Here is a 25,892-nt window from a genome sequence, read left to right as displayed (position 1 = left end):
ACCGCGATCGCGCCGTCCCGGGGAGACCCGGGCGGCGCGGCGATGCCGCAGGCGACCGGTCCGGGTCGGCCCACCGCCGTCAGGCGGCCGCGGGCTCCTCCGGGCGCGCGCCGAGGATCGGCAGCCGCACGGTGAAGGTGCTCCCGGCCCCCGGCTCGGACCGCACGGTCAGCGTGCCGCCGTGCGCCTCCTGGACGACCGCCCGGGCCAGCGGGAGCCCCTGGCCGGTGCCGCGTCCCACGTCCTTCGTGGTGAAGAACGGGTCGAAGATCTTCGCGCGCACGTGGTCGGGGATGCCGGTGCCGGTGTCGCTGATCCGGATCACCACCTGCTCCCCCTCGACGGCGGTGCTGACGCCGATCGTCCCGCGGCGGCCGGTCTCCTCCACCGCGTCGGCGGCGTTGACGATGAGGTTGAGGAAGACCTGGTTCAGGTCGGCGATGTTGCACCGCACCGGCGGGATCGCACCGAGGTCCAGCTGCAGGTCGGCCACGCTGCTCACCTGGTGGCGGGTCACGGTCACCGTCGCGGCGAGCGCCTCGTTCAGGTCCGCCGGCACGTGCTCGCTGTGCCCGGGGTGGCTGAAGGTCTTCATCGCCCGGACGATCGTCGCCACCCGGTCGATCCCGGCCAGCGTCTGGGCGACCGCGCTGGGCACCTCCTCCTGCAGGTAGTCGAACTCGACACCTTCCTCGGCCTCCCGCATCCGGGCCTGCCGCTCGGACCACTCCATCGGCTCCTCGCGGTCCAGCATCCCGCGGTAGAGCACGAGCATCGACATGAGGTCGGCGAACGCGTCGGCCAGGAACCGGGCGTTGTCCCCGACGTACTGGATCGGGGTGTTGATCTCGTGCGCCAGCCCCGCCGACAGCCGCCCGAGCGACTCGAGCTTGGACTCCCGGTGCATCTCGGCGTCGCGGGCCTTGCGGTCGGTGATGTCGCGGGTGCACATCTGCACCTCGGTGATCCGGCCGTCGGCGTCGCGCAGCACGGAGGAGATGGCCTCCACCCACACCCAGTGGCCGTCCCGGTGCCGCAGCCGGAAGGTGAGCTCGCCGCGGCCGGCGTCGGCGCGGAACTGCCCGTCGCTGTGCAGCAGGGTGCCGAGGTCGTCGGGGTGCACGAGGTCCAGCGCACGCGTGCCGATCACCTGTTCGGGGCTCAGGCCCAGGACGCAGGCGATCGCCGGGGAGACGTACCGGATGGTGCTGTCCGGGTCGTGCTGGCTGATCAGGTCACCGCTGTTCTCGGCCAGCAGCCGGTGCAGCGCCTCCGACCGGGCCAGCGAGACCTCGGCGGCGCGCCGCCCGCTGATGTCCCGCAGGAAGGCGTGGAACCGCCACGTGCCGCCCCACCGCATCCGTCCCACGGTCAGCTCGATCTCGATCTGCCGGCCGTCCTGGTGCTGGGCGCGCATCTCCACCGGGCCCAGCGGCAGCTCGGCGTCGTCCAGTTCGTGGAGCCGGGTCAGGGCATCCCGGTACTCGTGGCGGAGCCGGGAAGGGACGATCAGGTCCAGCAGTGGCTGCCCGAGCGCCTCCTCGGCGGACCAGCCCAGCAGCGACCGTGCCGCGCCGTTCCAGGCGTTGATCGTTCCGTCGTGGTCCATGCCGACGAAGCCGTCACCGGTGGTGGCCAGCATCCCGCCCAGCTGGGCGTCGCTCTCGCGCCGTCGCGTGGCGTCGCTGAACTTGCTGACCGCGCCGACGACCCGGCCGTCGACCAGCACCGGCAGGCTGCGGCCCTCGATGGCGATCAGGGAGCCGTCGCCCCGCCAGACGATCGTGTCCTCGTCGACGAAGGGGATCCCCTCGGTGACCACCTGGCGCTGGGGGCACTCGTGGAAGGGGAAGGGTGAGCCGTCCGGGCGGGAGTGGTGGATGAGCGAGTGCAGCTGTGCGCCCACGAGGTCGTGCAGGTGGTGGCCGAGGACCGCTGCGGCGGCCGGGTTGGCGTAGCGGCAGACGCCGTCGGCGTCGATGGAGTAGATGCCGTCGGCGCAGGCGTCCAGCAGCGCCCGCACGTGTGTGCGGGGCACCAACGCCTCCTCGACAGCGGCCGTCAGCTCGGCGGTGCGTGCGTCGGTCATCAGGCACCGGTCCCGACGACGAGCAGCCGGCCGGTGATCTGGTCCTGCTGGAGGAAGTTCTCCAGTCGGTGCACCAGCGGTTCGGTGACCGTCGTCCCGCGGCCCACGAGCAGGACGCCGGACGTGGTGGTGACGTCGTCGAACACCAGCATGCCGGGGCGCAACTCGGCGATGGTGACCTCGTAGGGGATCGCGGCTGCCTCCTCGGTCGCGTGGCAGCGGATGAGCGCGTCGAGCACCTCGGGGTCGTAGGCACCGGCGTCGGCCCGCAGCGTGGCGATGGAGTCCTGCACCGAGGGGCGCCGGTCCAGGCTCATGTGGAAGTCGACCGCCACCTTGAGGATCCGGGACGCCACGGGCAGGTCCGCACCCACGGGGACGCCGGGCCCCGAGCCGTGGCCGTCGTAGCGGAACGGCTGCCAGCCGATCGCGTCGGCCACGTGCTCCAGCCGCGGGATGCGGGCGACGAGGTCCCGGCTGACCTGCGGGATCCGGCCCAGCATGGCCCGCTCGTCCTCGTCGAGCGGCCGTCCGCCGTCGATCTTGGCGAAGACCGACGGGGGGATGCTCACCACGCCGAGGGCGCCGAGCACCGAGGTGATCTCGATCTCCCAGGGGTCCTCCACCTCGAGCGCCTCCGCCAGCTCCAGGACCGTGCGGGTGACCCGCGAGGTCCGTGCGAACGCGGTGGGCTGGGCGATCGCGAGCGTGGCGGCCAGTGCGTCGACGGTGCGCCGCAGGGTCGTCGCCAGCAGCTCCTTCTCCGCGGTCATCAGCCGGTTGAGCTCCACCGCGTTGTCCAGCTCCTCGAGCAGCACGTCCGGGGGGCAGGGCTTGGTGAGGAACCGGTAGACGTGCCCCTCGTTCACCGCAGCGATGGCGGCCTGCGTGTCGGCCTGGCCGGTGAGCAGGACGCGGACGATCTCCGGGTGCCGGTCGCGAATCCGGGACAGCAGCGTCGCCCCGTCCATCTCGGGCATGCGCATGTCGCAGACGACGACGTGCACGGACTCGGTCTCGAGCAGTTCGAGGGCGGCGGCCCCACCGGTGGCCGTGTGCACCGTGAACTGCTTGCGCAGCTGGCGGCGGAGACCGTCGAGGATCGCGACCTCGTCGTCCACCAGCAGGATGGACGAGGAGTCGCGCCCGGCGCGCTGCGGCGCTGCGGAGAGGTGGGTCATGGGGAGGTGCCTCCGGTGCCGATGCGGTCGAGCCGCCTGAATGGGCGTACACGATCGTTTCGGTACCGCTCAGGCTCGGCTGGAGTCGGCACGGGCCGGGGTGACCCGCACGGGTGACCCACGCCACTCGCGGTCCCGGGTCAGCGGCGCACGGACTGCACCGCCGCTCCGGCCAGGGTGAGCACCGTGTCGTCCTCGTCGGCCAGCGCCGGGTCGTGGGTCACGCAGACCACCAGCCGACCGGCCAGCGCGCGGCGCAGGTCGGTGACCAGGGCGGCCGCCGTCGGCGGGTCCAGGTGGGCGGTGGGCTCGTCGAGCAGCACCACCTCCCGGTCGGCCAGCAGCGCGCGGGCGACGGCGAGCCGCCGGCGCTCCCCGCCGGACAGCGACGCCCCGCCGGCCCCGACCGGGGTGTCCAGCCCGGCGGGGAGCGAGGCGAGGAGCGGGCCCAGCCCAGCGTCGGTCAGGGCCCGGCGCATCGCCCGCTCACCGGCCTCGCCGGCGAGCGCTCCGCGCCGCCGGGCCAGGGCGAGGTTGGCGCGCAGCGAGGCGTCGAAGACGTGGGCGTCCTGCGGGCACCAGGCCATCGCCGCCTGCACCTCGGCGCGGGTCAGCCGGGCGACCGGCACCGGACGCCGGCCGTCGCCGAGCACGTACTCACCCGACGACGGTCGCAGCGCGGCCAGCAGCACCGACAGCAGCGTCGACTTCCCCGACCCGGACGGGCCGGTGACCACGAGCCAGCCGTTGCCGGCGGTGGCGACCAGGTCCAGGTCGCGCAGCACGCCCGGGCGCCCGGGCCAACCGGCCGACAACGACTCGGTGGCCAGCTCGCGGACCGGTCGCGGCGCGGGCAACCGGTCGGCCGGCGCGGGGTCGGCGGCCACCGGCTCGGCCAGCACCGCCGTGATCCGCGCCCGTGCGTCGGACAGCGCCAGCCGGTGCCGCCGGGCGGCGTTGATCGCGGCCAGCGGCTCCAGCAGCGCCAGCGGCGCGAGCGCCAGGACGGCCGCCACCGGGGCGGAGATCTCCCCGGCGCGCACCGCGACCGCGCCGGCGGCGAGCGCCAGGACGGCGGCCGCACCGGTGGCGAACGCCGCGATCGCGTCCCCGACCGCGACGGCGGCGGCGCCGGACCGGGCAGCCCGCCCCTGGCGGCGCCCGAGGGCGTCCAGCCGGTCGACGGAGTCGGGGACCAGGCCGTGCGCGCGCAGGTCGGCGGCCGCCTCGAGGGTGGCGGTGGTCTCCCGGAGGGTCACCGTCTGCAGCTCGGCGGTGGCGCGGGAGGCGCCCCGGTCGGCCCAGCGGTGCACCAGCAGCACGAGGAGCACCGCGGCGGCCAGCACCGCGGCCACCAGTCCGCCGGCCAGCGGGTCCAGCACGGTGAGCACCGCCGTCGTGAGCACGAGCACCGCGCCGGCCACCAGCGGCGGGGTGACCACCCGCACGGAGAGGTCCTGCACCAGGCCGACGTCGCCGACCAGCCGGGCCAGCGCCCGCCCGGGGGTGCGGTCGGCGGCCGGGCCCTGGGCCACCAGCGCCTGCCAGAGCTGCAGCCGGGTGGCCGAGGCCAGTCGGAAGGTGGCGTCGTGGGTGGCCAGCCGCTCCAGCCAGCGCAGCACCGCCCGGCCCAGGCCGGAGGCGCGGACCGCGACGATGGCGACCATCAGGGTGAGGATCGGCGGCTGCTCGGCGGCCCGCACGATCAGCCAGCCGGAGACGGCGGTGAGCGCGACCCCCGCCGCGCTCGAGGCGGCGCCGTAGGCCACCGCCTTCGCCAGCACCCGCCGCGGCCAGCCCGGCCCCGCGACCGCCGTCCCCGGGACGGTTGCGAACTCCGCGCCGAGAGCAGGGCTCGGCGGTTCGCTCTCCGCGCCGGGAGCGGGGGCCGCGGCTGTGCTCTCCGCGCGGGGAGCGGGCGGGATGGAGGTCAGCGGCGGGGCGCCGGGAGGCGCGGGCAGCTCCACGGTGCGGTCGGCGAGCGCGGCCAGCGCCGGCTCGTGCGTGACCAGCACGGTGCACAGCGACCCGCGCAGCCGGTGCAGCACGGCGGCCACCCGGGCGGTGGCGGCGGTGTCCAGGGAGGCGGTCGGCTCGTCGAGCAGCAGCACCCGGGCGCCCCGCTGCACCCGCACCAGGGCCCGGGCCAGGGCCACCCGCTGCAGCTCACCGGGGGAGAGGGTGCGGCAGACCCGGTCGCGCAGGTGCTCACCCTCCACCCACTCCAGTGCGGTCTCCGCGAGCGACGTGGCCCGCTCGGGGGTGAGGTCCCCGGCGTGCCGCCGCAGCTCGTCGACGACGGTGTCGGCGACGGTGCGCGGGAACTGCGGGACGACGGCGACGTCCTCGGGAACCAGCGCGGTGCCGGTGACGTCGGCGCCCGCGCCGTCGAGCAGCTGGCCGGCCAGCACCGCGAGCACGGTGGACTTGCCCGAGCCGCTGGGCCCGCGCAACGCGACCAGCTCCCCGGGCGCGACGGTCAGGACGGCGCCGTCGACCGCGGGGACCCCGCGGCCGGGGAAGCGGACGGTCAGGTCGGTGACGGCGATGCCGCGCGGTTCCCCGGCCGGCGGTGACCCGACGACCGGGCGCGGCAGCGGGGTGGCCAGCACCCCGCGCGCGGCGGCCGCGGCCTCGGCGGCGTCCTCGGCGGCGTGGTGGGCCGAGCCGAGCGCGCGCAGCGGGGCGAACGCCTCCGGGGCCAGCAGCAGCGCGAGCAGCCCGGCCTCCAGGCCGATGCCGCCCTCGACCAACCGGATGCCGACGGTGACGGCGACCAGCGCGACCGACAGGGTGGCGAGCACCTCCAGCACCAGCGAGGAGAGGAACGCGGTGCGCAGCGTGGCGAGGGTGCGGCGGCGATGGGTCTCGCCGAGGTCGGCGAGCGCGGTCAGCTGGTCGGCGGCGCGGCCGAGGCCGCTGAGCACCGGCAGCCCGCGGACCAGCTCGGCGACGTGGCCGGCGATCCGGTCCAGCGCGCGGGCGGCCTCGGCGGTCTCGTCGCGGGTGTGCAGCCCGACCAGCGCCATGAACAGCGGCACCAGTGGCAGGGTCACCGCGACCAGCAGGGCGGAGAGCCAGTCGGTCACGCCCAGCACGGCCAGCAGCACCGGCGGGACGACGGCGGTCTGCGCCAGCGCCGGCAGGTAGGTGGCCAGCGCCGGGCCGAGGTCGTGCAGCCGGGTGGTGGCGAGCACGGCCGCGGGGCCGGTGCCGCCGGCGGCGGTCACCGCCTCGCCCTGCCCGCCCAGCAGCCGGAGCAGCAGCCGGCGGCGCAGGGTGTCCTCGGCGCGGCGGGCGTCGCGGGTGGCGACGACGGTGCCGAGCCCACCGGCGAGCGCCCGCACGGCGGCACCGAGCAGGGCCACCCCCAGCGCCGGGGCCAGCTCGGTCGTCGCGGCCTGACCCGCGAAGACGTCGGCGACCGCCCGGGCGAGCCCGGCGGCCAGCAGCACCACGCCGGTGGTCTGCACCAGCGCCAGGGCGGCGGCGCGGGCGATCGCGCCGGGCAGCCCCGGCACGCCGGCGAGCGCGCCCAACGGCCCCCGTCCTGCGGAACGGCTGCCGGCCCCGGTGACCTGCTCGGTCACCGGGGCCGGAGTCGGTACGGCGGAGCTCACGCGGACACCGGCTCCTCGTGCGGGGTCTGCGGTTCGGCGGTCAGCCGCTTGCGGAACACCCAGTAGGTCCACGCCTGGTAGCCGAGCACGATCGGCAGGCCGAACCCGGCCGCCCAGGTCATGACGGTGAGGGTGTAGTCGCTCACCGATGCGTCGGCGATCGTGACGTCGAACGCGGGGTCGATCGTCGAGGGGACGACGACCGGGTACGCGGCGCCGAAGATCGTCGCGGCCGAGGCGAGCATGACGGCCGCCCACGCGGCGAACGCCGGTCCTTCCCGGTCCACCCGCAGGTAGCTCCAGGTGAGCAGCACCGCGAGCGCGGCGACCAGCCAGAGGACCGCGGTGACCATCGTGCCCGAGCGGAGCTGGACCAGGCCGGCCCACAGCAGCAGCGGCAGGGCGGCGACCGGGGACCAGCGGGTGGCGAACCGGCGGGCGGCCAGCCGGACCGGGCCGTCGGTCTTCAGGGTGAGGAACACCGCGCCGTGCACCATCGAGAAGGCGAGCACCGCGACGGCGCCGAGCAGCGCCGCCCAGCCGACGCCGGCGAACGCGCCGCCGACCCGGGTGCCGTCGGCGTCGATGGGCAGACCGAGGGTGGTGCTGCCCAGCGCTGCGCCGATGCCGAGGGCGGCGATCAGCGACCCGGCGGTGATCACGTGCGTCCAGGTGCTGTCCCACTGAGCGGTGTGGTGCGAGTGGCGCCACTCGAACGCCACCGCCCGGATGATGAGGCCGAACAGCACCAGCACGAAGGGCAGGTACAGCGCGGGCAGCCAGGTCGCGTACCAGCCGGGGAAGGCGGCGAAGACGGCGCCGGCGGCGGTGATCAGCCACACCTCGTTGCCGTCCCACAGCGGGCCGATGCTCCGCAGCATCAGGTGGCGGTCGGCCTCGCGGCGGCCGATCACCGGCAGCAGGGCGGCCACGCCGAAGTCGAAGCCCTCCAGGAGCAGGAAGCCGATCCAGAGCACCGCGACGGCGGCGAACCAGACTGTCTGCAGGTCCATGTCGTTCTCTCTCGCGTCTCGGTCAGGTCGTGGGCTGGGTCGGCTCAGTAGGCGAACGAGAGGACGTCGTCCTCGTCGGCGCGGCGGGTGCTGGCGCTGCCCGGCGTGACGTCGGCGCCGCCGCTGACGTCGTCGTCCGGGCCGCCCTCGGGGGTGTGCCCGGGGGTGGGGGCGCCGTCGCTGGTGGTCACGCCCCGGCGGATGAAGCGGGTGAGCAGCCACAGCTCGACCACCGCGAGCGCGCCGTAGACCAGGGTCAGCGCGATCAGCGAGGTCCACACCTCGGCGGCGCTGACGCCGGGGGAGACCGCCTGGGCGGTGAAGAAGTAGACCTGCTCCTCGCGCGGGACGTCCGGGTTCGGGTGGACGACGAAGGGCTGGCGGCCCATCTCGGTGAAGATCCAGCCGGCCGCGTTGGCCAGGAACGGCGCGCCCATGGCCAGCAGTGAGCCGTAGACGCCGATCCTCGACGTCGGCACCCGGCCCCGGCGGGTGGACCACAGGGCGTAGGCGCCGACCGCGGCCGACACCAGGCCCATGCCGATCATGATCCGGAAGTTCCAGTAGGTGACCGCCAGCAGCGGCGTGTAGTCGATCTCCTCGCCGGCCTTGTCCCCGAACGACGGGTCGTCGGGGTAGGTGGCGCCGTAGGCGGCGGAGTACTCCTCCTGCAGCTCGTTGACGCCGGGGACGGCGGTGGAGAAGTCGCCGTGGGCGAGGTAGGAGAGCAGGTAGGGGACGGTCCAGGAGTGCACGTCGTCGCACTCGTTGCTGCCCAGCTTGCCGAAGGCGAAGACCGAGAACGGGGCGGGCGCCTCGGTCGTGCAGAGCGCCTCGGCCGAGGACATCTTCAGCGGCTGCTGCTGGTACATCAGCTTGGCCTGGTAGTCGCCGGTGACCGCGACCAGCACGAAGGCCAGCAGCGAGACCACGCCACCCAGCCGCGCCGAGCGGCGCCACACCGAGTGGTCCGTCTCCTCCGGGCTGAGCCCGGCCAGCCGGCGCTTGCGCAGGTGGTAGAGGCCGACGCCGACCAGGGCGGCGCCGGCGACCATGAGCGCACCGGCGATGGTGTGGCTGAAGGCCGCCAGCGCGGTGTTGTTGCTGAGCACCGCGAGGAAGTCGACCTGCTCGGGGCGGCCGGTGGCGTCGTTGGTGACGACGCCGACCGGGTGCTGCATCCAGGAGTTGGCCGCGATGATGAAGTAGGCGCTGACGATCGAACCGATCACCGCAGCCCACAGCGACGCCAGGTGCAGCTTCTTCGGGATCCGGCCCCAGCCGAAGATCCACAGGCCGAGGAAGGTCGACTCCAGGAAGAAGGCGAGCAGCGCCTCGAGCGCCAGCAGCGAGCCGAAGACGTCACCGACGAACCGGCTGTACTCGCTCCAGGCGAGGCCGAACTGGAACTCCTGCACCAGCCCGGTCGCGACGCCGAGGACGAAGTTGATCAGGTAGACCCGACCCCAGAAGCGCGTCATCCGCAGCCACTCGGGCTTGTCGGTGCGCACCCACATGGTGTGCATGACCGCCACCAGGATCCCCAGCCCGATGGTCAGCGGGACCATCAGGAAGTGGTAGACGGTGGTGATCCCGAACTGCCAGCGCGCCACGTCCAGGACGTCCACGGGCCTGCCCCTCTTCTCGCGTCGTACGATCGACACGTTCTTCTACGGTTCGTAGAACTCTTTTCTACGCCTCGTAGAACCAAAGTTCTACGACCGGTAGAGACGATCGGCTGTGAGACGCCAGACAGGGGAGGGACCTTTGGCCTCGATGGGAGAGCTGGAACGCACCGTCATGGACTGGCTGTGGGCCGCCGGCGGTCCGGTGAGCGCCGCGCAGGTGCGGGACGGCCTCAATGCGGCCGGTGGCGACCGTGACCTCGCTCTCACCACCGTGCACACGGTCCTCGGCCGGCTGGAGCAGAAGGGCTTCCTCGTGCACGACGACGCGCGTCCCCGCCGGTTCGCCCCGCGGGCCTCGCGCGAGGACCACGCCGCGGAGCTGATGCGCGAGGTCCTCGGGCAGGCCGCCGACCGGCAGGCCGTGCTCGCCCGGTTCGTGGGTGGTGTCGACGCCGAGGAGGCCCGCATGCTGCGTGAGCTGCTGGCCGGTGCCGACCGGCCGGGGCAGGACGCCGGCGCCCCCTGACCGTGCTCCCCGCGACCGCGACCGCGCTCGCCGCCCTCGCCGCGCTGCTGGCCTGGCCGGTGCCCGCGGTGCTGGCCCGGGCCGGCTGGGTGCGGCGCGACCCGCTGGCCGCGCTGGTCTGCTGGCAGGCGATCGGGCTGGCCGGTGGGCTGTCCATCATCGGCGCGCTGCTGGTGCACGGCCTGGCGCCATGGGGTCACTCGCTGCCCGAGGCGTGGTGGCACTGGGTCACCCGACAGCCGGCCACCGAACCGGTGCGTGGTGACCACTGGGTGGCGCAGACCCTCGCCGCGGTGCTCGCGGTGGAGCTGCTCGGGGTGCTCGCCCTGTCCTGGGTGCGCACCGCCCGGACCCGGCGGCGGCACCGGGAGCTGCTGGAGCTCGTCGTCGCCCCCCGCCCGCCCGGCGCGGTCGACCCCGCTGCCGAGACGCTGCTGCTGGACCACCCGGCGCCGGTCGCCTTCTGCATCCCGGGCGCCAAGCCGCTGCTCGTGCTCTCGTCCGGGATGGTCGCCGAGCTGCCGCGCGACCAGCTGGACGCCGTCGTCGCGCACGAGCGGGCACACCTGCGCGAGCACCACCACCTGCTGCTGCTGCCCTTCGTCGCCTGGCGGGCCGCGCTGCCGGTCCTCCCGGCCGCCGACCGGGCGCACGACGCCGTCCGCGACCTGGTCGAGATGCGGGCCGACGACGTGGCGCTGGACTCGCTGCCCGGCCCGGACCCACGGCGCACGCTGGCCGCGGCGATCGTCGCCTCGGCGGGCGGCGCCGGCGGCGGGGTGCCAGCCGGCGCGCTGGCGGTCACCGGGGGAGCGGTCGCGGTCCGGGTGCGCCGGCTGCTCGCCCCGGCCGCCCCGCTGCCCCGGACCGGCCGGGTCGCGGCGATCGCCGCCGCGCTCGCGCTGCTCCTGGTGCCGACCGTCCTGCTCCTGCTCCCCGCGCTCGGCTAGCCGTCCTGCTCCGCCGAGATGGCCATGATGGCGACGTCGTGCGTCGCCATCATGGCCATTTTGGCGAAGCGGGGGTCAGGGCGCGGGCCGGTCGCGCAGCTCCTGGCGGGCGGCGTCGCGCTCGTCGCGGGCTTCGGCGAGCTCGTCCTCCAGGCCGACGATGAGCTGGGCGGAGGCGAGCAGGTGGCCGTCGTCGAGCAGTCCCCGCACCCGGGCGGCCAGCTGCAGCTGGTGCCGGGAGTAGCGGCGGTGACCACCGGGGGAGCGGTGTGGGTGGAGGACGCCGGAGGTGTCCAGGCTGCGCAGGAACGCGGCCTGCACGCCGAGCAGTTCCGCCGCCTGGCTCATGGTGAGCGCTGGGTGGTCCGGGTCGTCCAGCCGGTCGAGAGGGTCGGCGCTCACGGGTCCTCCAGTGCTCGGGACAGGGGTCGGGACGGCGACGGGGGCGGGGCCGTCGGGCCCCGCCCCCGTCGAGGGTCGGTCGGCGTCAGCTCTGGGCGGGTTCCGCCGACTGCTCCGCCGACTCCATCGCGGGCTGCTCGCCCTCGATGGTGTGCGCCTCCACCGCGGCCGGCGTGTCCGCGCGGGTCACGGTGATCTTGCGGGCCTTCGCCCGCTCCGCGACCGGGATGCTCACGGTGAGCACGCCGTCGTGGTAGCTGGCCTCCAGCCGGTCGGTGTCCAGGCTGCGGCCCAGCACCAGCTGGCGGGTGTAGCTGCCGAACGGACGCTCGGCGACCTGCCACTGCGCCCCCTCGATCTGCGGGACCGAGCGCTCGGCGCTGATGGTCAGCGTGGTGCCCTCGACCTGCAGGTCGATGGAGCCGGGGTCGACGCCGGGGAGGTCGAAGTGGGCGACGAAGTTGTCGCCCACCCGGTAGGCGTCCATCGGCATGCCCGCGAGCGGGCGGGCGGTGGTGGTGCCCGATCGACCGGTCAGCTGGTCCAGCGCGCGGAACGCGGCGGACGTGGTGGCGAAGGGGTCGTAGGAGTTCAGCATCATGGCCGAGTACCTCCGATTCGTGCTGTGTCGCTGTCTGTCGAGGCCGCTGCCCGAGGCGAACCTCCAGCGGCAACTGCAGATTACCTCGGGTGCGCACCTGAGTAAACGTCCCGACGGCAGAAATGTTCCAGTCGCCGCTGCAGATCCGGTCAGTTGGCGCCGCTCCGGACGCGGCTGCGCACCAGGCCCTCGGCGACCCCGCGGGCCCGGGTCAGCGGGTCCTCGCTCGCGAGCTCCGGCGTCGTCGCGTTCCGGGCGTACCGGGCCAGCGCGCCGTCGTAGAGCAGCAGCAGTTCGCCGGCCAGCGACTCCGGGTCGTCCGCGCCCGCCTCTCGCGCCAGGGTGGACAGCCGCTCGACGAGCAGTCGGGTGTCCGCGGTCAGCCAGGTCTGGCCCGGGTGTGTGCCGGGCAGCTCGGTGGCCGCAGCCAGGAAGCCGCAGCCCCTCCGGTTCCGCTCCCGCGCGCGGTAGCGGGCCACCGCGTCGAACAGCGACAGCAGTCGCGCCTCGGGGTCGCCGCACTCCGCCAGCACCTCGTCCCAGGTCGCACGCCAGTGCTCGTGCCGCTCCTGGAGGTAGGCGGCGACCAGGGCGTCCTTGCCGGCGAAGTGGGCGTACATGGTGGCCGGCGCGACGCCGGCCCGGCGCAGCACCGCGTCCACGCCGGTGGCGGCGATCCCGCCCTCGTAGAAGAGCTCGGCGGCGGCGGTCAGCAGGCGCTCCCGGGCCGGTCGACTGGCGGCGGCAGTGGACACGGCCCTACTGTAACGGTCGTTATGGTGAAACGACCGTTACGGACGATGGGGCGACCGCGGTCGCTCGTCGGCGCGGGGCTCGCGGTCATCGCGGTCACCTACGGGCTGGCCCGGTACGGCTACGGCCTGTACCTCCCGCAGTTCCGCGCCGAGTTCGGGTTCTCCGCGGGGACGGCGGGCGCCGTGGCGGCGGGCAGCTACCTGGCGTACTGCGCCACGGCGCTGGTGGCGCCCCGGCTGTCCCGCCGCACCGGCGGCCGGTCGGCGCTGTGGGCCGCCGGGGCCGCGGCGGCGGTGGGGTGCCTGGGGGTGTCCACCGCGAGCTCGGTCCCGGTGCTCGCCGCCGCGGCGCTGGTGGCCGGCAGCGGAGCGGGTGCGGCGACCCCGGCGCTGGTGGCGGCGGTCGCGGCGACGGTGCCGCCGGCGACCGAGGCCCGCGCGCAGGGGGTGGTCAACAGCGGGACGGGTGCGGGCGTGGTGGCCGGCGGTCTGCTCGTCCTCGCCGTCCCGGGAGTGTGGCGGGCGGCCTGGGCGGGGTTCGCCGTCGCCGCGCTGCTGGTCACCTGGTGGGCCGACCGGTCCGCGCGCTGGCCGGCGCCGGCCGATCCGGCGTCGGCCGGTCCGGGGCGGGGCCCGGCCGGCGGCCGCTTCGGCCGGCCGCTGCTGGCCGCCCTGCTCGCGGGGGTCGGCTGCGCCGGGGTCTGGACGTTCGGGCGGGACCTGCTGACCGGCCCCGGCGACCTCTCGCCGGGACTGACGGGGGCGCTGTGGTGCGTGCTGGGCGCCGCCGGCCTGGTCGGTGGGGTGAGCGGGGTGCTCGTACAGCGGGTGGGGCTGCGCGCGGCCTGGGCCGGCACGCTGGTTGTCGCCGCCGGCGCCACGGGGCTGCTGGCCGCCGTCCCCGGCGGAGCCGCGGCCGCCGCCGTGGCGCTGGCCCTCTTCGGCAGCGCGTTCGTGGCGATGAGCGGGGTGCTCATCGCCTGGGCCGCGCACCTGCGGCCGGCCTCCGCCGGCCCGGCCGCCGCCCAGCTGTTCGTCGCCCTGACCGTCGGCCAGGCGCTCGGGTCACTGCTGCTCGGCGCCCTCGCCGACGCACTGAGCATGCCCGGCGCCTTCCTGGCGGCGGCCGCCGTCGCGCTGGTGGCCGCCACGGTCACCCAGCCCCGGCAGCCGGCGCGCCCGGGGCCGGGCGCGCCGGGAACCCCCGGTCGCTCCGCGGCTGAGGACGCTGCGCCGCCTAGCCTGACCGGGTGACGGCACACTCCCACGGTCACGCACCCGCCACCGGCGGCGAGCTGCCGCCTCCCGACCCCGCCGCCGTCGCCCGGCGCCGCTGGGCGGTGCGGCTGATGCTGTGGCTGCTCGTCCCCGTCGGGCTGGCCACCGTCGTCGGGCTGGTGGTGTTCTGGCCGGACGACGAGCCGACCGCCGCCGAGCAGGCCGCCGCGGACTACTTCCCGCCCGGGCAGACCTACCCGGTGGCCACCGTCTCCTCGTTGCAGCCCTACGACTGCTCCGACGGCACCGGCGAGCCGCTGACCTGCGCCACCGCGGTGATGGTCGTGGGGGAGGGGGAGAGCCGCGGCGACTTCGTCCAGGTCGACCTGCCCCCCGAGGTGGTGGACGCCGGTGTCTCGGCCGGTGACGAGCTGGTGCTCACCCGGGACGAGGTCGACGGCGGGCAGGCCACCTACCAGTTCCAGGACTTCGCCCGGGGCACCCCGATCGTCGTCCTCGCGCTGGCCTTCGTGCTGGTCGTGGGCGCGGTGGCCCGGCTGCGCGGGCTCCTCGCGCTGCTGGGGCTGGGGTTCGCCTTCGTCGTCCTGCTGGAGTTCATGCTCCCCGCTCTCCTGCAGGGCGGTTCCCCGCTGTGGGTGAGCCTGATCGGGTCGACGGCGATCATGTTCGTCGTCCTCTACCTGGCGCACGGGTTCAACGCCCGGACGACGACGGCGCTGGTGGGCACTCTCTTCGGGCTCGCGATCAGTGCGGTGCTCGGCACCGTGGCGGTGGGCGCGGCCCGGCTGACCGGGTTCAACAACGAGGCCAACCTCCAGCTGCTCCAGCTCGACCGGAGCCTGGACTTCGGCGGGCTGGTCATCGCCGCCAGCGTGGTGGCCGGGCTGGGCATCCTCAACGACGTCAGCATCACGCAGGCGTCGGCGGTCTGGCAGCTGAACGAGGTGTCTCCCGAGATGGGCTGGCGTCAGCTGTTCGCCCGGGGCATGCAGATCGGGCGGGACCACATCGCCTCGACCGTCTACACGATCGTCTTCGCCTACGCCGGGGCGGCGCTGCCGCTGCTGATGCTGTTCGAGATCTACGAGCTCCCGTTCTGGAGGACCCTCACCGGTGCCGAGGTGGGCGAGGAGGTCGTCCGCACCCTGGTCGGTGGCATCGCGCTCGTGCTCGCCGTCCCGGTGACCACCCTGGTGGGTGCGCTGGTGGCGGCCAGCTCGGCGTCGGCCGCGACGCCGACGACCCCCGCGCCGGAGCCCACCGCCGAGGAGCGGGAGGCCGAGCGTCGGCGGGAACGCCTGCGCGCGATGCGCGAGGCCGCCGCCGGCGGGGCAGGCGAGGGCGCCGGCGGCCGGCCGCCGCGACCCCGGGGCCCGCGCTGACCGGGGCGCGCGGCACCGGCCATGCTGTGCCGGTGCGCACCGACCTGCTGGCCGCGGCCGCCGCCGCACCTGGCTTCATGCCACCCGACGAGGGCCGGGCCCTGTACGAGGCTGCCCGCGCGGTGGCGGTGCCCGGTCCGCTGCTGGAGATCGGCAGCTGGCTGGGGAAGTCGGCGCTGTACCTGGCCGCCGCGGCCCGGGAGACGCAGCGGCAGGTGGTGTCCGTCGACCACCACCGCGGCTCGGAGGAGCACCAGCCCGGCTGGGAGTACCACGACCCCTCACTGGTCGACCCGAGGGTCGGGCGGATCGACACGCTGCCCGGTTTCCGGCGCACGATCGCCGACGCCGGCGCGGAGGACGTCGTCGTCGCCGTGGTCGCCCGGTCGGAGGTGCTGGCGCCGCTGTGGTCGACGCCGCTGGCGCTGCTGTTCCTCGATGGCAGCCACACCGAGTCCTCCGCCCGGCGCGACCAGGACGCGTGGGTGGGCAAGCTCGCCGTCGGTGGCACGCTGGCGATCCACGACGTCTTCCCCGACCCGGCCGACGGCGGGCAGGCCCCGTTCGGCGTCTACTCCCGGGTGCTGGCGTCGGGGGAGTTCACCGAGCTGCCCGGTACCGGTTCGCTGCGCCTGCTGCGTCGGGTTGCCTGAGCGCGTGGCCGGGGAGCGGAGCACGCCGGGCGTGCGGGCGGCGCCGTCGTCGCGCTGACGCTGGCCGGCGGGGACGATGGGCCGGTGACCGTGCTGGACGAGCTGACCCGCGCCCGGGCGGAGGCGCTCGCCCAGATCGCCGCGCTGACCCGCGAGTTCGACGAGGTCGTGGCGGCCTCGGCCGCCTCGAACGCTGACGACGAGCACGACCCCGAGGGGGCGACGATCGCCTTCGAGCGCCAGCAGGTCGCCGCGTTGCTGGAGTCCGCGCGGCGCCGGCTGGCCGACGTCGACGACGCGCTCGCCCGGGCCGCGGCCGGCGGCTACGGGGTCTGCGAGAGCTGCGGCCAGCCGATCGGGGCCGAGCGGCTGGCCGCCCGGCCGCAGGCCCGCACCTGCATCGGCTGCGCGCGCTGAGCCGGGGGCGCCCAGCCGCGGTGGCGGTCAGGGCAGCGCGCCGACCTGCTCCAGCTCGGTGAGCACCGCGGGCAGCTCCGCGAAGGCCCGTTCGACGTCGTCCGGGGTGGCGATCGACCAGGCATTGGTGCGCAGGTACTCGCGCAGCGCCGCGTCGAACGCCTCGGCGCCCACTTGGTCCCGGGCCGCGACCAGGGTGGCCCCACCGACGGTGTAGACGGTGTCGTAGTAGGCGGAGCTGGGTCGCCGGAACTGCTCCCAGTACTGGATCGGTTCGCCCACGCCGTGCCGGGTGGACTCGGGCAGGGCGGCCAGCCCGGCCGAGCCCTGCCCGTGCACGACCATCTGCGCGAAGGTCGCGAACGACTCGTCCAGCCAGGGGTGCACGCCCTGGTTGTTGCCGACCAGGCCGTAGAACCACATGTGCGCCAGCTCGTGGGTCACCAGGGCCCGGCGGAAGTCCGGGTCGGCGTCGCCGAACTGGATCGCGCCGGGGAACTCGATGCCGCTGGTCTGGCTGGACAGCACCGAGACCCAGAGGTCGTCGTAGGGGAAGGGGCCCAGGAGCGAGACCAGGGCCGCCATCGACTCCTCGAGCTGGGCCAGCCACTCCGCCGGGGTCGCCTGGTCCACCTCCTCGTCCACGCCGACGTGCACCCGGACGCCGCCGATCTCCGCCGTCCGCACGTCGAGCTCCCCGACGGTCACCGCGACGTCCCGGACCGACGGGGCGGCGAACTCGTGCACGGTGGTGCCGTCGGGGCCGTCGGAGGTACCGACCAGTCGGCCGGTGCCCAGCACCTCGTGGCCGGCGTCCGCGACGACCTCCAGCGAGGCCAGCTCGAAGTCCTCGCTCACCGCCATCTCGCCGGCGACGGCGACGGCGGGGTTCCGGTCCCACCCCCGACCGCGTTCCCAGGAGAGCAACGGGAACGCGGTGGCGAACCAGGCGACGTCGGCCTCGGAGGAGGTGCCGACCCGCTCGTTGACGTCGGTGCCGAGCTCGACGTCGAACTCCAGCTCGACGGTGACCTGCTCGCCGGGTTCCGCGCACTCGGCCAACGGCACCTCCAGCAGGGTGCCGGCGGGCGCGCCGTCGGGGGCTCCGGCCGGCACGTCGCGCACCTCGGCCGGCTCGCCGTCCACCCTGACCTCGGACACGGTCAGCCCACTGCCTGCCCGTGCGGTGGCCGGCTTGTTGGGCCAGGCGCGGAAGACCAGCACGCAGGTGCTCAGGTCGGGGGTGAAAACGACCCGCTCCGCACCGGAGACCGTCTCCAGGTCCGCCGAGACGTCGAAGCGCAGGTCCACCACGGGCCGGTCCGCCCACGGCTCGGCCCGGGACGGGCCGTCCGGGGAGGCGGTGGACGTGGGCCGGGTGTCCGGGTCGGGTGAGCCGCCGAGGGAGCAGCCGCCGAGCAGGACGGCCCCGGCGAGTGCGGCGACCGCGGCCCGTCGACGACCCGCGCGCATCACTGCCCCTCGACCTGGACGGGACGTCCCCGTCGTCGCCATCCTCCCGCGCGGTCGCAACGCGGGCGAACTCGTGGTCATCGGCGCCGGCCGGCCACCGGCGCACCTGCCGGCGAGGTGGGGGTGGCTGGTGTGACGAATGAGGTCAATGTGGACCCTCCGTGACCTTACGGACGCATTGAGTGCGTGTAACGATTCGTTCCGTAACTGCTGCACACCGTTCGGCACTCCGGTGCGGGACGCTCGGAGGGGTCTCTTCTTGTCCAGACGTCACATCCGTGGTGGCCGTCGTCGCCGCTTCTCGTCCGTCCTGTCCACCCGAGGCCGGCGGCACGCGCGGAGCTGTGCGGCGGCCGCCCTCCTGTGCATGACCGCCGCCTTCGGCGCGACCACGGTGACGGAGGCGCCCGCGGACCGGACGACGGCGAGCAGTGCCTCCACCGCCGACCCGGCGCGCGCCACGGTCCAGGTCGAGGCCGCTCGGGCCGAGCGGGCGGCGCGTCAGGAGGCCGACCGGGCCCGGCGGGGCGCCCCCCGACCGGCCCCCACGACCACTGCGCCGGCTCCCGCACCTGCGCCGACGGTCGTGCCGAGCACGCCCTCGGCTCCGGCTCCCGCCCCGAAGCCGGCTCCTGCTCCGGCTCCCGCCCCGAAGCCGGCTCCGGCTCCGGCACCGGCCCCCGCTCCGGCCCCGGTGCCGGTCACGGCTGCCCCGGTGCAGCAGGCGCCCACGGCGCCGTTGACCAACCGCACCGCGTCCTTCAGCGCCGCCGGGTACACCGCGGACTACCGGGTCTTCGCCGAGGGGGTGGACCCGGCGAAGCCGATCGGTCTGCTGGTGTACGCCGACGGCACCGGTGAGTACGGCATCGAGAACCCGACCCAGTCCTACGCGATCGGTGGGTCGAACGGGCTGGCCGCCGTGGCGCGAGCACACAACATGGTGCTGGTGGCCCCGTTCAGCCCGAACCGCTCGTGCCAGTGCTGGGAGCGGGGCGACGCAGCCGGGTACGCCAACTACCTGGCCGCGCTGATCGCCGAGACCAAGGCCCAGTACGGCGCCGGTGAGCTCTGGTTCTCCGGCTACTCGTCGGGTGCACAGGCCGCGACCCGGTTCGTCTTCCCGGCCCACCCGGGGCTGTGGTCCGGCGGCGGCGGGGTCATCGCGATCGGTGGCGGCGGCGCACCGGCCGGTCGCGCCACCATCCCGGCGGACGTCAAGGGCAAGGTCGTCCTGCGCTGGGACACCGGCGCCCTGGACACCGGCGCCGGCGGCGGGTTCAACGCGCTCTCCGGTCCCTACGGTGCCCAGGCCGGGCAGCAGTGGTACTCGGCCCAGGGCCTCAACACCCGACTGGTCGCGCCGGCCGGCGTCGGGCACAACAGGTCCGGGCAGTTCGGCGCCATCGTGGCCGCCTTCCTCGACGAGGGCTGAGCCGGCAGCACGTCGCGAACGGCGCAGGCCACCGCGGGGAGCCCTCGCTCCCGCGGTGGCCTGCGTGCGTGTCGGGTCCGCTCAGCCGGTCCGGGACACCTGGCCGAGGCGCATCACCCGGTCGACGAGGTCCTGGGTCAGATCGGCCCGGACGTCGGTCGGCACGGGCAGGCCGACGTCGGTGAACCATTCCGGGGTCGCCTCGGGGTGCGGCCCGACGACGCCGACCGCGCCCGCGCCGAAGGGTGCGACCACGGCGGCGGGCAGCCCGTTCTCGTAGGTGGCCAGCACCTCGGCCTCCCCCCGGGCCGGGTCCAGGTCGAACCAGGCGCCGTCCTGGAAGAAGACCTCCCGGCGGCGGCCGTTCCAGATGACGGTGGTGACCGCGTCGTCGGTGTGCGTCGGCCACGCCCCGGGGGAGGAGACGTACTGGTCGGCGTCCCCGGGCAGCAGCCCGAAACCGGGTGTCTCCCCGGCCAGGTACCCGCCCAGGCAGAAGCCCAGGTAGCGACCGCCGCCCGCGACGTAGTCGCGGACCGCCGGCGCCTGCTTGCGGAGCTTGCGCCAGGCCCTGCCCAGTTCGCCGCCGCCGGGCTGGGCGTAGAGCGCGGCGGCGGCGAGCACCCCCGGCTCGAGGGCGAGACGCTCCTTGGGCCCGACGAAGCGGACGTCGAGGTCCCAGCGGCTCCGGGCCAGCGCGCCGGCCACCGCCTCCGGGCAGCCGGCCGTGGAGGCCGGGCCCCGGTAGACCAGCGCCAGCGGCCGGTCCCGTCCGCGACCGAACACGGTCAGCCGCCGGTCGTGGTGCTGCGCGATCCGGCCGTGCTCGACGAGCCCAGCGTCTTCCGGCGCACGGCGTCGGTCGCCCGCCAGACGAGGTCCTCCAGCGGCCCGCGCAGGTGGCTGCTGCGCCAGACCACGGCGAAAGCCACGAGCAGCAGGACCTGGACGACCAGGTTGCCCAGACCGCGGGGGAGCGGGGTCGCGACCAGCAGCAGGTGCAGGCTGTAGAGCGTCAGCGTCATGCTGCCGGCGGCGGCCAGCGGGCGCAGCAGCGGCTGCAGGCCCCGTCCGAGCAGCAGGCAGGCGCCCAGCACCGCCAGCGCCACCCCGATGGTGAAGAGCAGGTCCAGCGGGCTGCCGCTGTGCGGAGCCATCGCCGCCAGCCACCACGGGCTGTTGGTCGGCGTCGTCCCGGAGGGGCCCCAGATCAGCGCGTCCTGGTAGTCCTCGAAGTGCATGGTCGCCAGGGCGTCCTCGCGCAGTGCGCGCCCCAGGCCGCCGACGGTGAGCAGCAACATCGACAGCAGGCTGGACGCCAGGGCCAGCGCCAGGCCGAGCAGGGTGATCTGGCCGACGACCCGTCGCGAGGAGAGCACCGCCCGGCCCACCGCCATCCCCGCCAGCAGGTACGCGAGCCAGACCAGGGCGGGGAACACGCCGGTGAGGGTCAGCCGGGACAGCAGGCCCAGCGGGTCGGTGACCAGGTCGGTCAGCGTCGGGTTGGCCTCGGTCACGGGTGCCATCCCGCTGCGCAGCGCATGGCTGGCCAGCGGCATGAGGACGGCCACCACCGCGGCCGCCACGACCAGGCCGCGGGTCGAGAGCTTGAGGAACGGGATGGCGAGGGCGAACAGCACGCCGTAGTAGGCGAGGATCACCGCGGCGTCGTCCGGGCCGACGACGTAGCCGAACGTCAGGCCGATCGCCGCGATGATCACCGCTCGGGTCAGCAGGGACAGCACGCCGGCCCGCCAGGCCCGGCCACGGAGGGTGCGGCGACCGCCGGTGGAGAAGGCGATGCCGACACCGGCGAGCAAGGCGAACAGCGCCGAGGCCTTGCCGTTGGCCAGGGCCCACGCCAGCGACACGTCACCGTCATCGGTGGCCGCGGGAATCAGGTGCACCGACATCATGCCGATGAGGGCGACGCCTCGGGCGGCGTCGATGCCGACCAGCCGCGCCCGCGGGCGCCGCGGCGGCGCGGTGGTCTCCGTGCTGGGGCTGCCCTCGGCCGGGGTGCCGGCGACGTCGCCGGCCGGCGCGGGTGCGCAGCTGTGCGGGAGCGCCGGTGCGGCCGGGGTCTCCGGTGGCAGGGGGGCCACGATGTTCTGGTGCTCGCTGGTCTGGGACACGCTCATGCCTCCCGGCTGGTCGACGCGGTGCTGAGCTGTCGGCTCTCCGTGGCGGGGTCGTCCACCGCGGCGGCGTCGGCGGACGGGTCGTCCCGCACCGGCAGCGTGCTCGCCGGCGCCCGGCCGACCTTCTGCGCCGGGATCCCGCTCCACGCGGTGCCGGGGGGCAGCACCTCGCCCTTCATGACCAGGGACAGGTCGGCGATCGTGGCGTCCGCCTCGACGACCGAGCCGTACAGCACCACGGACTTGTCCCCGACGCTGGCCCGGTCCCGGACGATGACGTGGTCCATCTTCATCACCCGGTCCTCGAACAGGTGGGTCTGCAGGGAGGCGTTCGTGCCCACGGAGACGTCGTCGCCCAGGGTCACCAGGTCGAACTCGGTGAGGTAGGTGGTGTCGATCAGCGTCCGGCGGCCGACCCTGGCTCCGTAGAGACGCAGCAACGGGCCCAGCAGCGGCGTGCCGGTGAGCCAGGTGAGCAGCGCCGGCACCGCGGCCGCCTCGTAGATCCCGGTGACGAACTCGGTGCGGCGCACGAAGCCGCTCCACAGCGGACGGACCCGCGGCTTGTACCGGCCGACGACGACCCACTTGAGCAGGGCCACCGCCACCACGACGGCGAGGCTGGACAGCAGCGCGATCAGCGGCGCACCGACCACGGTGACGAGCAGGCCCTGGTTCGCCGAGAGCACCGAGACGCCGTACAGCGTGCCGAACATCGCCAGCGCCAGGATCGAGCTGGGGAGCACGATGCGCAGGGACTCGATGGCGTAGCGAGCCCGCACGCGGCGGCGGCTGGGCGCGAACGTCTCCTCCTCCGTGTACTCCTCGTACAGCTCCCGACGCGGCAGGTTGATCGGCGGGGAACCGAGCCACGAGGAGTCCGCCGGCACCCCCCCGGTCGGCGGCACGCTCCGCACACCGATCAGCGACCCCTCGCCCAGGTGCGACCCCGAGGGGATGAACGCGGCGTTGCCCACGAAGGCGCGGGGGCCGACCTCGGTGGCCTGGAAGGCGACGTGCCCGTTGGCGTAGGTCGCGCTGCCGACGCTGGCCATGTCGGCGACGAAGCTGCCCTCGCCCAGGGTCAGGAGGTCGGGGTCGATGTTGGCGATGGTGGAGACCTCGGCGCCGCGGCCCACCTTGGTGCCCAGGGCCCGCAGCCAGATCGAGGTGTAGAGCGTCGCGTACATGCTGTTGTTCAGCATCAGGCTCATCTCGAGGAGCTTGTCGCCCAGCCACTTCTCCAGACCCAGCTTGGAGCGCAGGTGGTGCACCCCCGGCGGGGTCTCGGTCAGTGCGAGCCGACGGCACCCGAGGATCAGCGCGCAGGAGGCCGCCACGAAGACCGGGCCCGAGAGGGCCGTCGCGACGAGGGCGGCGCCCAGCCCGAAGGTCAGCAGCACCCACCACACCAGGGCCACCACGGGGAGCAGCACGAAGAAGGGCAGCAGCTCCAGCAGCGTGATGCCGGCGGCGAAACCGGTCCGCAGCTGACGCGACCAGGTGCGGGGTGCCCGGTCGCAGCTGGTCATCACCTCGATCACCGGGTCGGGCGGCTCGGTCGTGGCCCGGGCCGGCGAACCGGTCCAGGTGGCCCCGTCGGGGACCACCTGCCCGGCGGGCAGGAGCGACTGCTCGCGCAGCACGGCGCCCGCACCGACGGCGGAGCCGGCCTCCAGCAGGGACTGCGAGCCGACGGTGGCGCCGGCGCCCACGGTCACGACCCCGAGCGAGAGCACGCCGTCGGCGACCCGGTGGCCGTGCAGCTGGGTGCCGTACCCGAGGGTGGCGCCGGGGCCGATGTCCAGCATCGCCGGGAGGCTGATCTCCGCGGTGCCGATGTGGCAGTCGTCGTCGATCCGCGCACCGGCCAGGCGCAGGTAGGTCGCCGCCCACGGGGATCCGCTGAGCACGGTCATCGGGGAGATGACCATCAGCTTCTGCACCGTCCAGACCCGGAGGTGGGTCCAGCTCCACAGCGGGTGGTCACCGGGCTGCAGCCCCCGCGAGAGCAACCGGGACCCGACGACCGGGAGCACCCAGCGGACGAGGAGGAAGAACGCGGGCAGGGCGAGCGCCAGCTGGACGACCAGGGTGGCCGACGGCTCGCCGCCGTTCAGCTCGTAGACCACGGCGGCTGGGAGGAGGAACAGCAGCACGATGCCGTAGAGGGTGGTCAGTTGCGCCGAGCCGAACGCGGTGATCCGTCGGCGGGAGGACTGCGCCGGGCGGCGCAGGTGCGGCTCGGCGACGGCGGCACCGGAGTGCGCGTCCTCCTCGAGGTGCGCGGCGAGGGACCGGACCGTCGGGTGCCGGTAGAGCTCCAGGATCGAGAGGCCGGCGCCCAGGTCGCTCGAGCGCATCGTCGAGACGATCCTCGCGGCGAGCAGCGAATGGCCGCCGAGGGCGTCGAAGAAGTCGGCCTCGACCGACACCGACCCGGCCGGCAGCCCGAAGGCCTCTTCCCAGATCCCGGCGACCCAGGCCTCGACGGGGGTGTCCGGGGCGACGTAGGCGCCGGTGTCCCGCATCAGGCGCGGTCCCCGCGGCTCCGGCAGCGCCTTCCGGTCCGCCTTGCCGCTGGGCAGCATCGGGATGGTGTCCACGACGTCGAGGAACGCCGGGACCATGTACGGGGGCAGCTGCTCGATGACCAGGTCGTGCAGCTCGGCGACGAGGCCCTCGGCGTCGTCCCCCGGGCGCGGGATCACGTATGCGGCCAGCTCCCCGCCGGTCTCCGGTGCAGGCAGCAGTGTGACCACGGCAGCGGTGACCCGGTCGTGCTGCAGGAGCATGCCCTCGACCTCCTGCAGGTCGACGCGGTGGCCGCGCACCTTGACCTCGCTGTCGGCCCGGCCGAGGTACTCCAGCTCCCCGTCGGGGAGGAAGCGGCCCAGGTCGCCGGTGCGGTAGAGCCGCTCCCCGGGGAAGCCGTGCGGGTCGGGGAGGAAGCGGTCGGCCGTCAGGTCGGGGCGGTTGACGTACCCCAGGGCCACCCCTGGGCCGCCGACGCAGATCTCGCCGACCTCGCCGTTGGGCACCGGGCGCCGCTCGTCGTCCAGCAGGGTGACGCGGTAGGTCGGCAGGGGTCGCCCGATGGTCACCGGCTTGCCGGGGTACAGCTCGGCCATCGTGCAGGTGACCGTGGTCTCGGTCGGGCCGTAGGTGTTGAGGATGCGGCGGCCGGGGCCCCAGCGGTCGACGAGCTCCCGCGGGCAGGCCTCGCCGCCGACGTTCACCGTGCGGATCAGCGGGAGGGTGCGGTCCAGGGTCGCCAGCACGGTGGGGACGCAGTAGATCATCGTGATCTCGTGCTCGGCCAGGAAGTCCGCCAGCCCGCTGCCGACCCGGCGGCCGTCGGTGGGACCGGCGACGAGGGTCGCCCCCACCGCCCAGGTCGGCCAGATCTCCTCGATGGAGAAGTCGAAGGCGATCGTCATGCCCTGGTAGACCCGGTCGGTCGGCTCCACGCCGTAGAGGTCCGGGACGATCCCGATGAAGTTGCAGATGCTCGACTGGGCGATCTCCACGCCCTTGGGCCGGCCGCTCGAGCCGGACGTGTAGATGATGTAGCAGACGGGGTCCCCGCCGGTGTCGAGCTCGGGCCGCCAGCTCGGCGCGCTCGCGAGGGCGCCACCCAGTTCGTCCAGGCGGAGCACCGGGCAGGGCAGCCCGCCGGTGGTCGCGGCGAACGAGGTGGTGGTGACCACCAGCCCGAGGTCGGAGTCCTCGGCGATGAACTGGACGCGGTCGGCCGGGGCCGCCGGGTCGATCGGGACGAACGTCGCCTCGGTCTTCGTCACCGCGAGCAGGCTGACGTAGGTGTTCACCGAGCGGTCCAGCAGGATGCCGACGCGGACGCCGGCCCGGATGCCGAGGCCCAGCAGGTGGTTCGCCAGCCGGTTGGCCCGCTGGTCGAGGTCCGCATAGCTCAGCCGCTCGCCCTCGCACTCCAGCGCGGTCGCCGAGGGGCGGTGGTCGCAGGTCCGCTCGAAGTACTGGGACAGCCGGGTCGTGTCCGGCGACTGTCGCCGAGGTGCCGTTCCCGCGACGTTGTCGCTGAAGCGGAAGCGCGAGGGCGCGCGATCGAGTGCCGGGTCTTCCGGGATGGTGAAGCCGGGGATGAAATCCGGGCTGTCGCTGTCCGTCGCCATCGACTCGCTCTCACAGTTGACATGTTCGAACCTTTGTCGACGCTAGGGAGTAACACAGTTGCTGACCAGAACTATGGGACGAAATCCGCGCACTCGGCGCGAACATGACTATTGGTGAGAGGTCGAATTCGGAGTGTCAGACGATGTGGAACGAAAACTCGTCAAGCGCGTCAACGTGTCATTGAACAATTGCACAGGGTGAACAGCCGGTAATGGCGCTCACCTGCGCGACG

General features: G+C 74.6%; 19 protein-coding genes. 7 read left to right on the top strand and 12 right to left on the bottom strand.

Going from position 1 to position 25,892, the window contains the following annotated elements; translation table 11 throughout:
- Window positions 1-79: 79 nt before the first annotated feature.
- The 5 genes from ACI783_RS05570 to ACI783_RS05550 all read right to left on the bottom strand — a co-directional run bounded on the left by ACI783_RS05570 (window position 80) and on the right by ACI783_RS05550 (window position 9,531).
- Window positions 80-2,089 carry a PAS domain-containing sensor histidine kinase gene (locus ACI783_RS05570; protein ID WP_457139515.1) on the bottom strand — a complete coding sequence of 670 codons (2,010 nt, stop codon included), beginning with the start codon at window positions 2,087-2,089 and terminating at the stop codon, window positions 80-82.
- Window positions 2,089-3,270 carry an HD domain-containing phosphohydrolase gene (locus tag ACI783_RS05565; RefSeq protein WP_457139514.1) on the bottom strand — a complete coding sequence of 394 codons (1,182 nt, stop codon included), beginning with the start codon at window positions 3,268-3,270 and terminating at the stop codon, window positions 2,089-2,091. The genes ACI783_RS05570 and ACI783_RS05565 overlap by 1 nt, the downstream gene beginning before the upstream one ends.
- A 140-nt stretch (window positions 3,271-3,410) precedes the next feature.
- Window positions 3,411-6,890 (bottom strand): thiol reductant ABC exporter subunit CydC, encoded by a 3,480-nt coding sequence (cydC, locus tag ACI783_RS05560; RefSeq protein WP_457139513.1) that lies wholly within the window; start codon window positions 6,888-6,890, stop codon window positions 3,411-3,413.
- Window positions 6,887-7,903: a cytochrome d ubiquinol oxidase subunit II gene (cydB, locus tag ACI783_RS05555; RefSeq protein WP_457139512.1), complete on the bottom strand. Its 1,017-nt coding sequence runs from the start codon at window positions 7,901-7,903 to the stop codon at window positions 6,887-6,889. The genes cydC and cydB overlap by 4 nt, the downstream gene beginning before the upstream one ends.
- Window positions 7,904-7,947: 44 nt before the next feature.
- Window positions 7,948-9,531, bottom strand: coding sequence for a cytochrome ubiquinol oxidase subunit I (locus ACI783_RS05550; protein WP_457139511.1), 1,584 nt, complete (start codon window positions 9,529-9,531; stop codon window positions 7,948-7,950).
- Window positions 9,532-9,679: 148 nt separating this feature from the next.
- Here ACI783_RS05550 and ACI783_RS05545 point away from each other — a divergent pair, with 148 nt between their 5' ends.
- Both ACI783_RS05545 and ACI783_RS05540 read left to right on the top strand, forming a co-directional pair.
- The gene (locus ACI783_RS05545) at window positions 9,680-10,057 is read left to right on the top strand and encodes a BlaI/MecI/CopY family transcriptional regulator (protein WP_457139510.1); all 378 of its coding nucleotides are present in this window, start codon (window positions 9,680-9,682) and stop codon (window positions 10,055-10,057) included.
- A gap of 2 nt (window positions 10,058-10,059) precedes the next feature.
- Window positions 10,060-11,007 (top strand): M56 family metallopeptidase, encoded by a 948-nt coding sequence (locus ACI783_RS05540; RefSeq protein ID WP_457139509.1) that lies wholly within the window; start codon window positions 10,060-10,062, stop codon window positions 11,005-11,007.
- 75 nt (window positions 11,008-11,082) lie between these two features.
- Here the strand turns inward: ACI783_RS05540 and ACI783_RS05535 are convergent, their stop codons facing one another.
- The 3 genes from ACI783_RS05535 to ACI783_RS05525 all read right to left on the bottom strand — a co-directional run bounded on the left by ACI783_RS05535 (window position 11,083) and on the right by ACI783_RS05525 (window position 12,765).
- The gene (locus tag ACI783_RS05535) at window positions 11,083-11,409 is read right to left on the bottom strand and encodes a MerR family transcriptional regulator (protein WP_457139508.1); all 327 of its coding nucleotides are present in this window, start codon (window positions 11,407-11,409) and stop codon (window positions 11,083-11,085) included.
- Between the two features lie 85 nt (window positions 11,410-11,494).
- The gene (locus tag ACI783_RS05530; protein ID WP_457080640.1) at window positions 11,495-12,010 is read right to left on the bottom strand and encodes an Hsp20/alpha crystallin family protein; all 516 of its coding nucleotides are present in this window, start codon (window positions 12,008-12,010) and stop codon (window positions 11,495-11,497) included.
- Window positions 12,011-12,159: 149 nt separating this feature from the next.
- Window positions 12,160-12,765 (bottom strand): TetR/AcrR family transcriptional regulator, encoded by a 606-nt coding sequence (locus ACI783_RS05525; RefSeq protein ID WP_457139507.1) that lies wholly within the window; start codon window positions 12,763-12,765, stop codon window positions 12,160-12,162.
- Between the two features lie 45 nt (window positions 12,766-12,810).
- On the opposite strand from ACI783_RS05525, the gene ACI783_RS05520 reads away from it, so the two are divergent.
- The 4 genes from ACI783_RS05520 (at window position 12,811) to ACI783_RS05505 (ending at window position 16,456) form a co-directional block, all read left to right on the top strand.
- Window positions 12,811-14,019 carry an MFS transporter gene (locus tag ACI783_RS05520; protein WP_457139506.1) on the top strand — a complete coding sequence of 403 codons (1,209 nt, stop codon included), beginning with the start codon at window positions 12,811-12,813 and terminating at the stop codon, window positions 14,017-14,019.
- The gene (locus tag ACI783_RS05515) at window positions 14,016-15,386 is read left to right on the top strand and encodes a YibE/F family protein (RefSeq protein WP_457139505.1); all 1,371 of its coding nucleotides are present in this window, start codon (window positions 14,016-14,018) and stop codon (window positions 15,384-15,386) included. Before ACI783_RS05520 ends, ACI783_RS05515 begins: the two co-directional genes overlap by 4 nt.
- A 32-nt stretch (window positions 15,387-15,418) precedes the next feature.
- On the top strand, window positions 15,419-16,039 hold the full coding sequence (locus ACI783_RS05510; RefSeq protein ID WP_457139504.1) for a class I SAM-dependent methyltransferase: 621 nt from the start codon (window positions 15,419-15,421) through the stop codon (window positions 16,037-16,039).
- An 84-nt stretch (window positions 16,040-16,123) separates the two neighbouring features.
- Window positions 16,124-16,456, top strand: a complete 333-nt coding sequence (locus ACI783_RS05505) for a TraR/DksA family transcriptional regulator (RefSeq protein ID WP_457139503.1) — start codon at window positions 16,124-16,126, stop codon at window positions 16,454-16,456.
- Window positions 16,457-16,483: 27 nt separating this feature from the next.
- On the opposite strand, the gene ACI783_RS05500 is transcribed toward ACI783_RS05505, so the two are convergent.
- Window positions 16,484-17,929 (bottom strand): M1 family aminopeptidase, encoded by a 1,446-nt coding sequence (locus ACI783_RS05500; protein WP_457139502.1) that lies wholly within the window; start codon window positions 17,927-17,929, stop codon window positions 16,484-16,486.
- A 715-nt stretch (window positions 17,930-18,644) separates the two neighbouring features.
- On the opposite strand from ACI783_RS05500, the gene ACI783_RS05495 reads away from it, so the two are divergent.
- Window positions 18,645-19,364 carry a hypothetical protein gene (locus ACI783_RS05495; protein ID WP_457139501.1) on the top strand — a complete coding sequence of 240 codons (720 nt, stop codon included), beginning with the start codon at window positions 18,645-18,647 and terminating at the stop codon, window positions 19,362-19,364.
- An 81-nt stretch (window positions 19,365-19,445) separates the two neighbouring features.
- Here the strand turns inward: ACI783_RS05495 and ACI783_RS05490 are convergent, their stop codons facing one another.
- The 3 genes from ACI783_RS05490 to ACI783_RS05480 are packed head-to-tail and all read right to left on the bottom strand — an operon-like array spanning window position 19,446 to window position 25,659.
- On the bottom strand, window positions 19,446-20,150 hold the full coding sequence (locus tag ACI783_RS05490) for a BPL-N domain-containing protein (protein ID WP_457139500.1): 705 nt from the start codon (window positions 20,148-20,150) through the stop codon (window positions 19,446-19,448).
- A gap of 2 nt (window positions 20,151-20,152) precedes the next feature.
- Window positions 20,153-21,505, bottom strand: coding sequence for a heparan-alpha-glucosaminide N-acetyltransferase domain-containing protein (locus tag ACI783_RS05485; protein ID WP_457139499.1), 1,353 nt, complete (start codon window positions 21,503-21,505; stop codon window positions 20,153-20,155).
- A complete protein-coding gene (locus ACI783_RS05480) occupies window positions 21,502-25,659 on the bottom strand; it encodes a Pls/PosA family non-ribosomal peptide synthetase (RefSeq protein WP_457139498.1) in 4,158 nt (1,385 codons plus the stop codon). The genes ACI783_RS05485 and ACI783_RS05480 overlap by 4 nt, the downstream gene beginning before the upstream one ends.
- Window positions 25,660-25,892 lie beyond the last annotated feature (233 nt).

It is taken from the genome of Modestobacter sp. SYSU DS0511, assembly GCF_054050755.1.
This window is presented reverse-complemented; position numbering and strand designations above follow the sequence as displayed.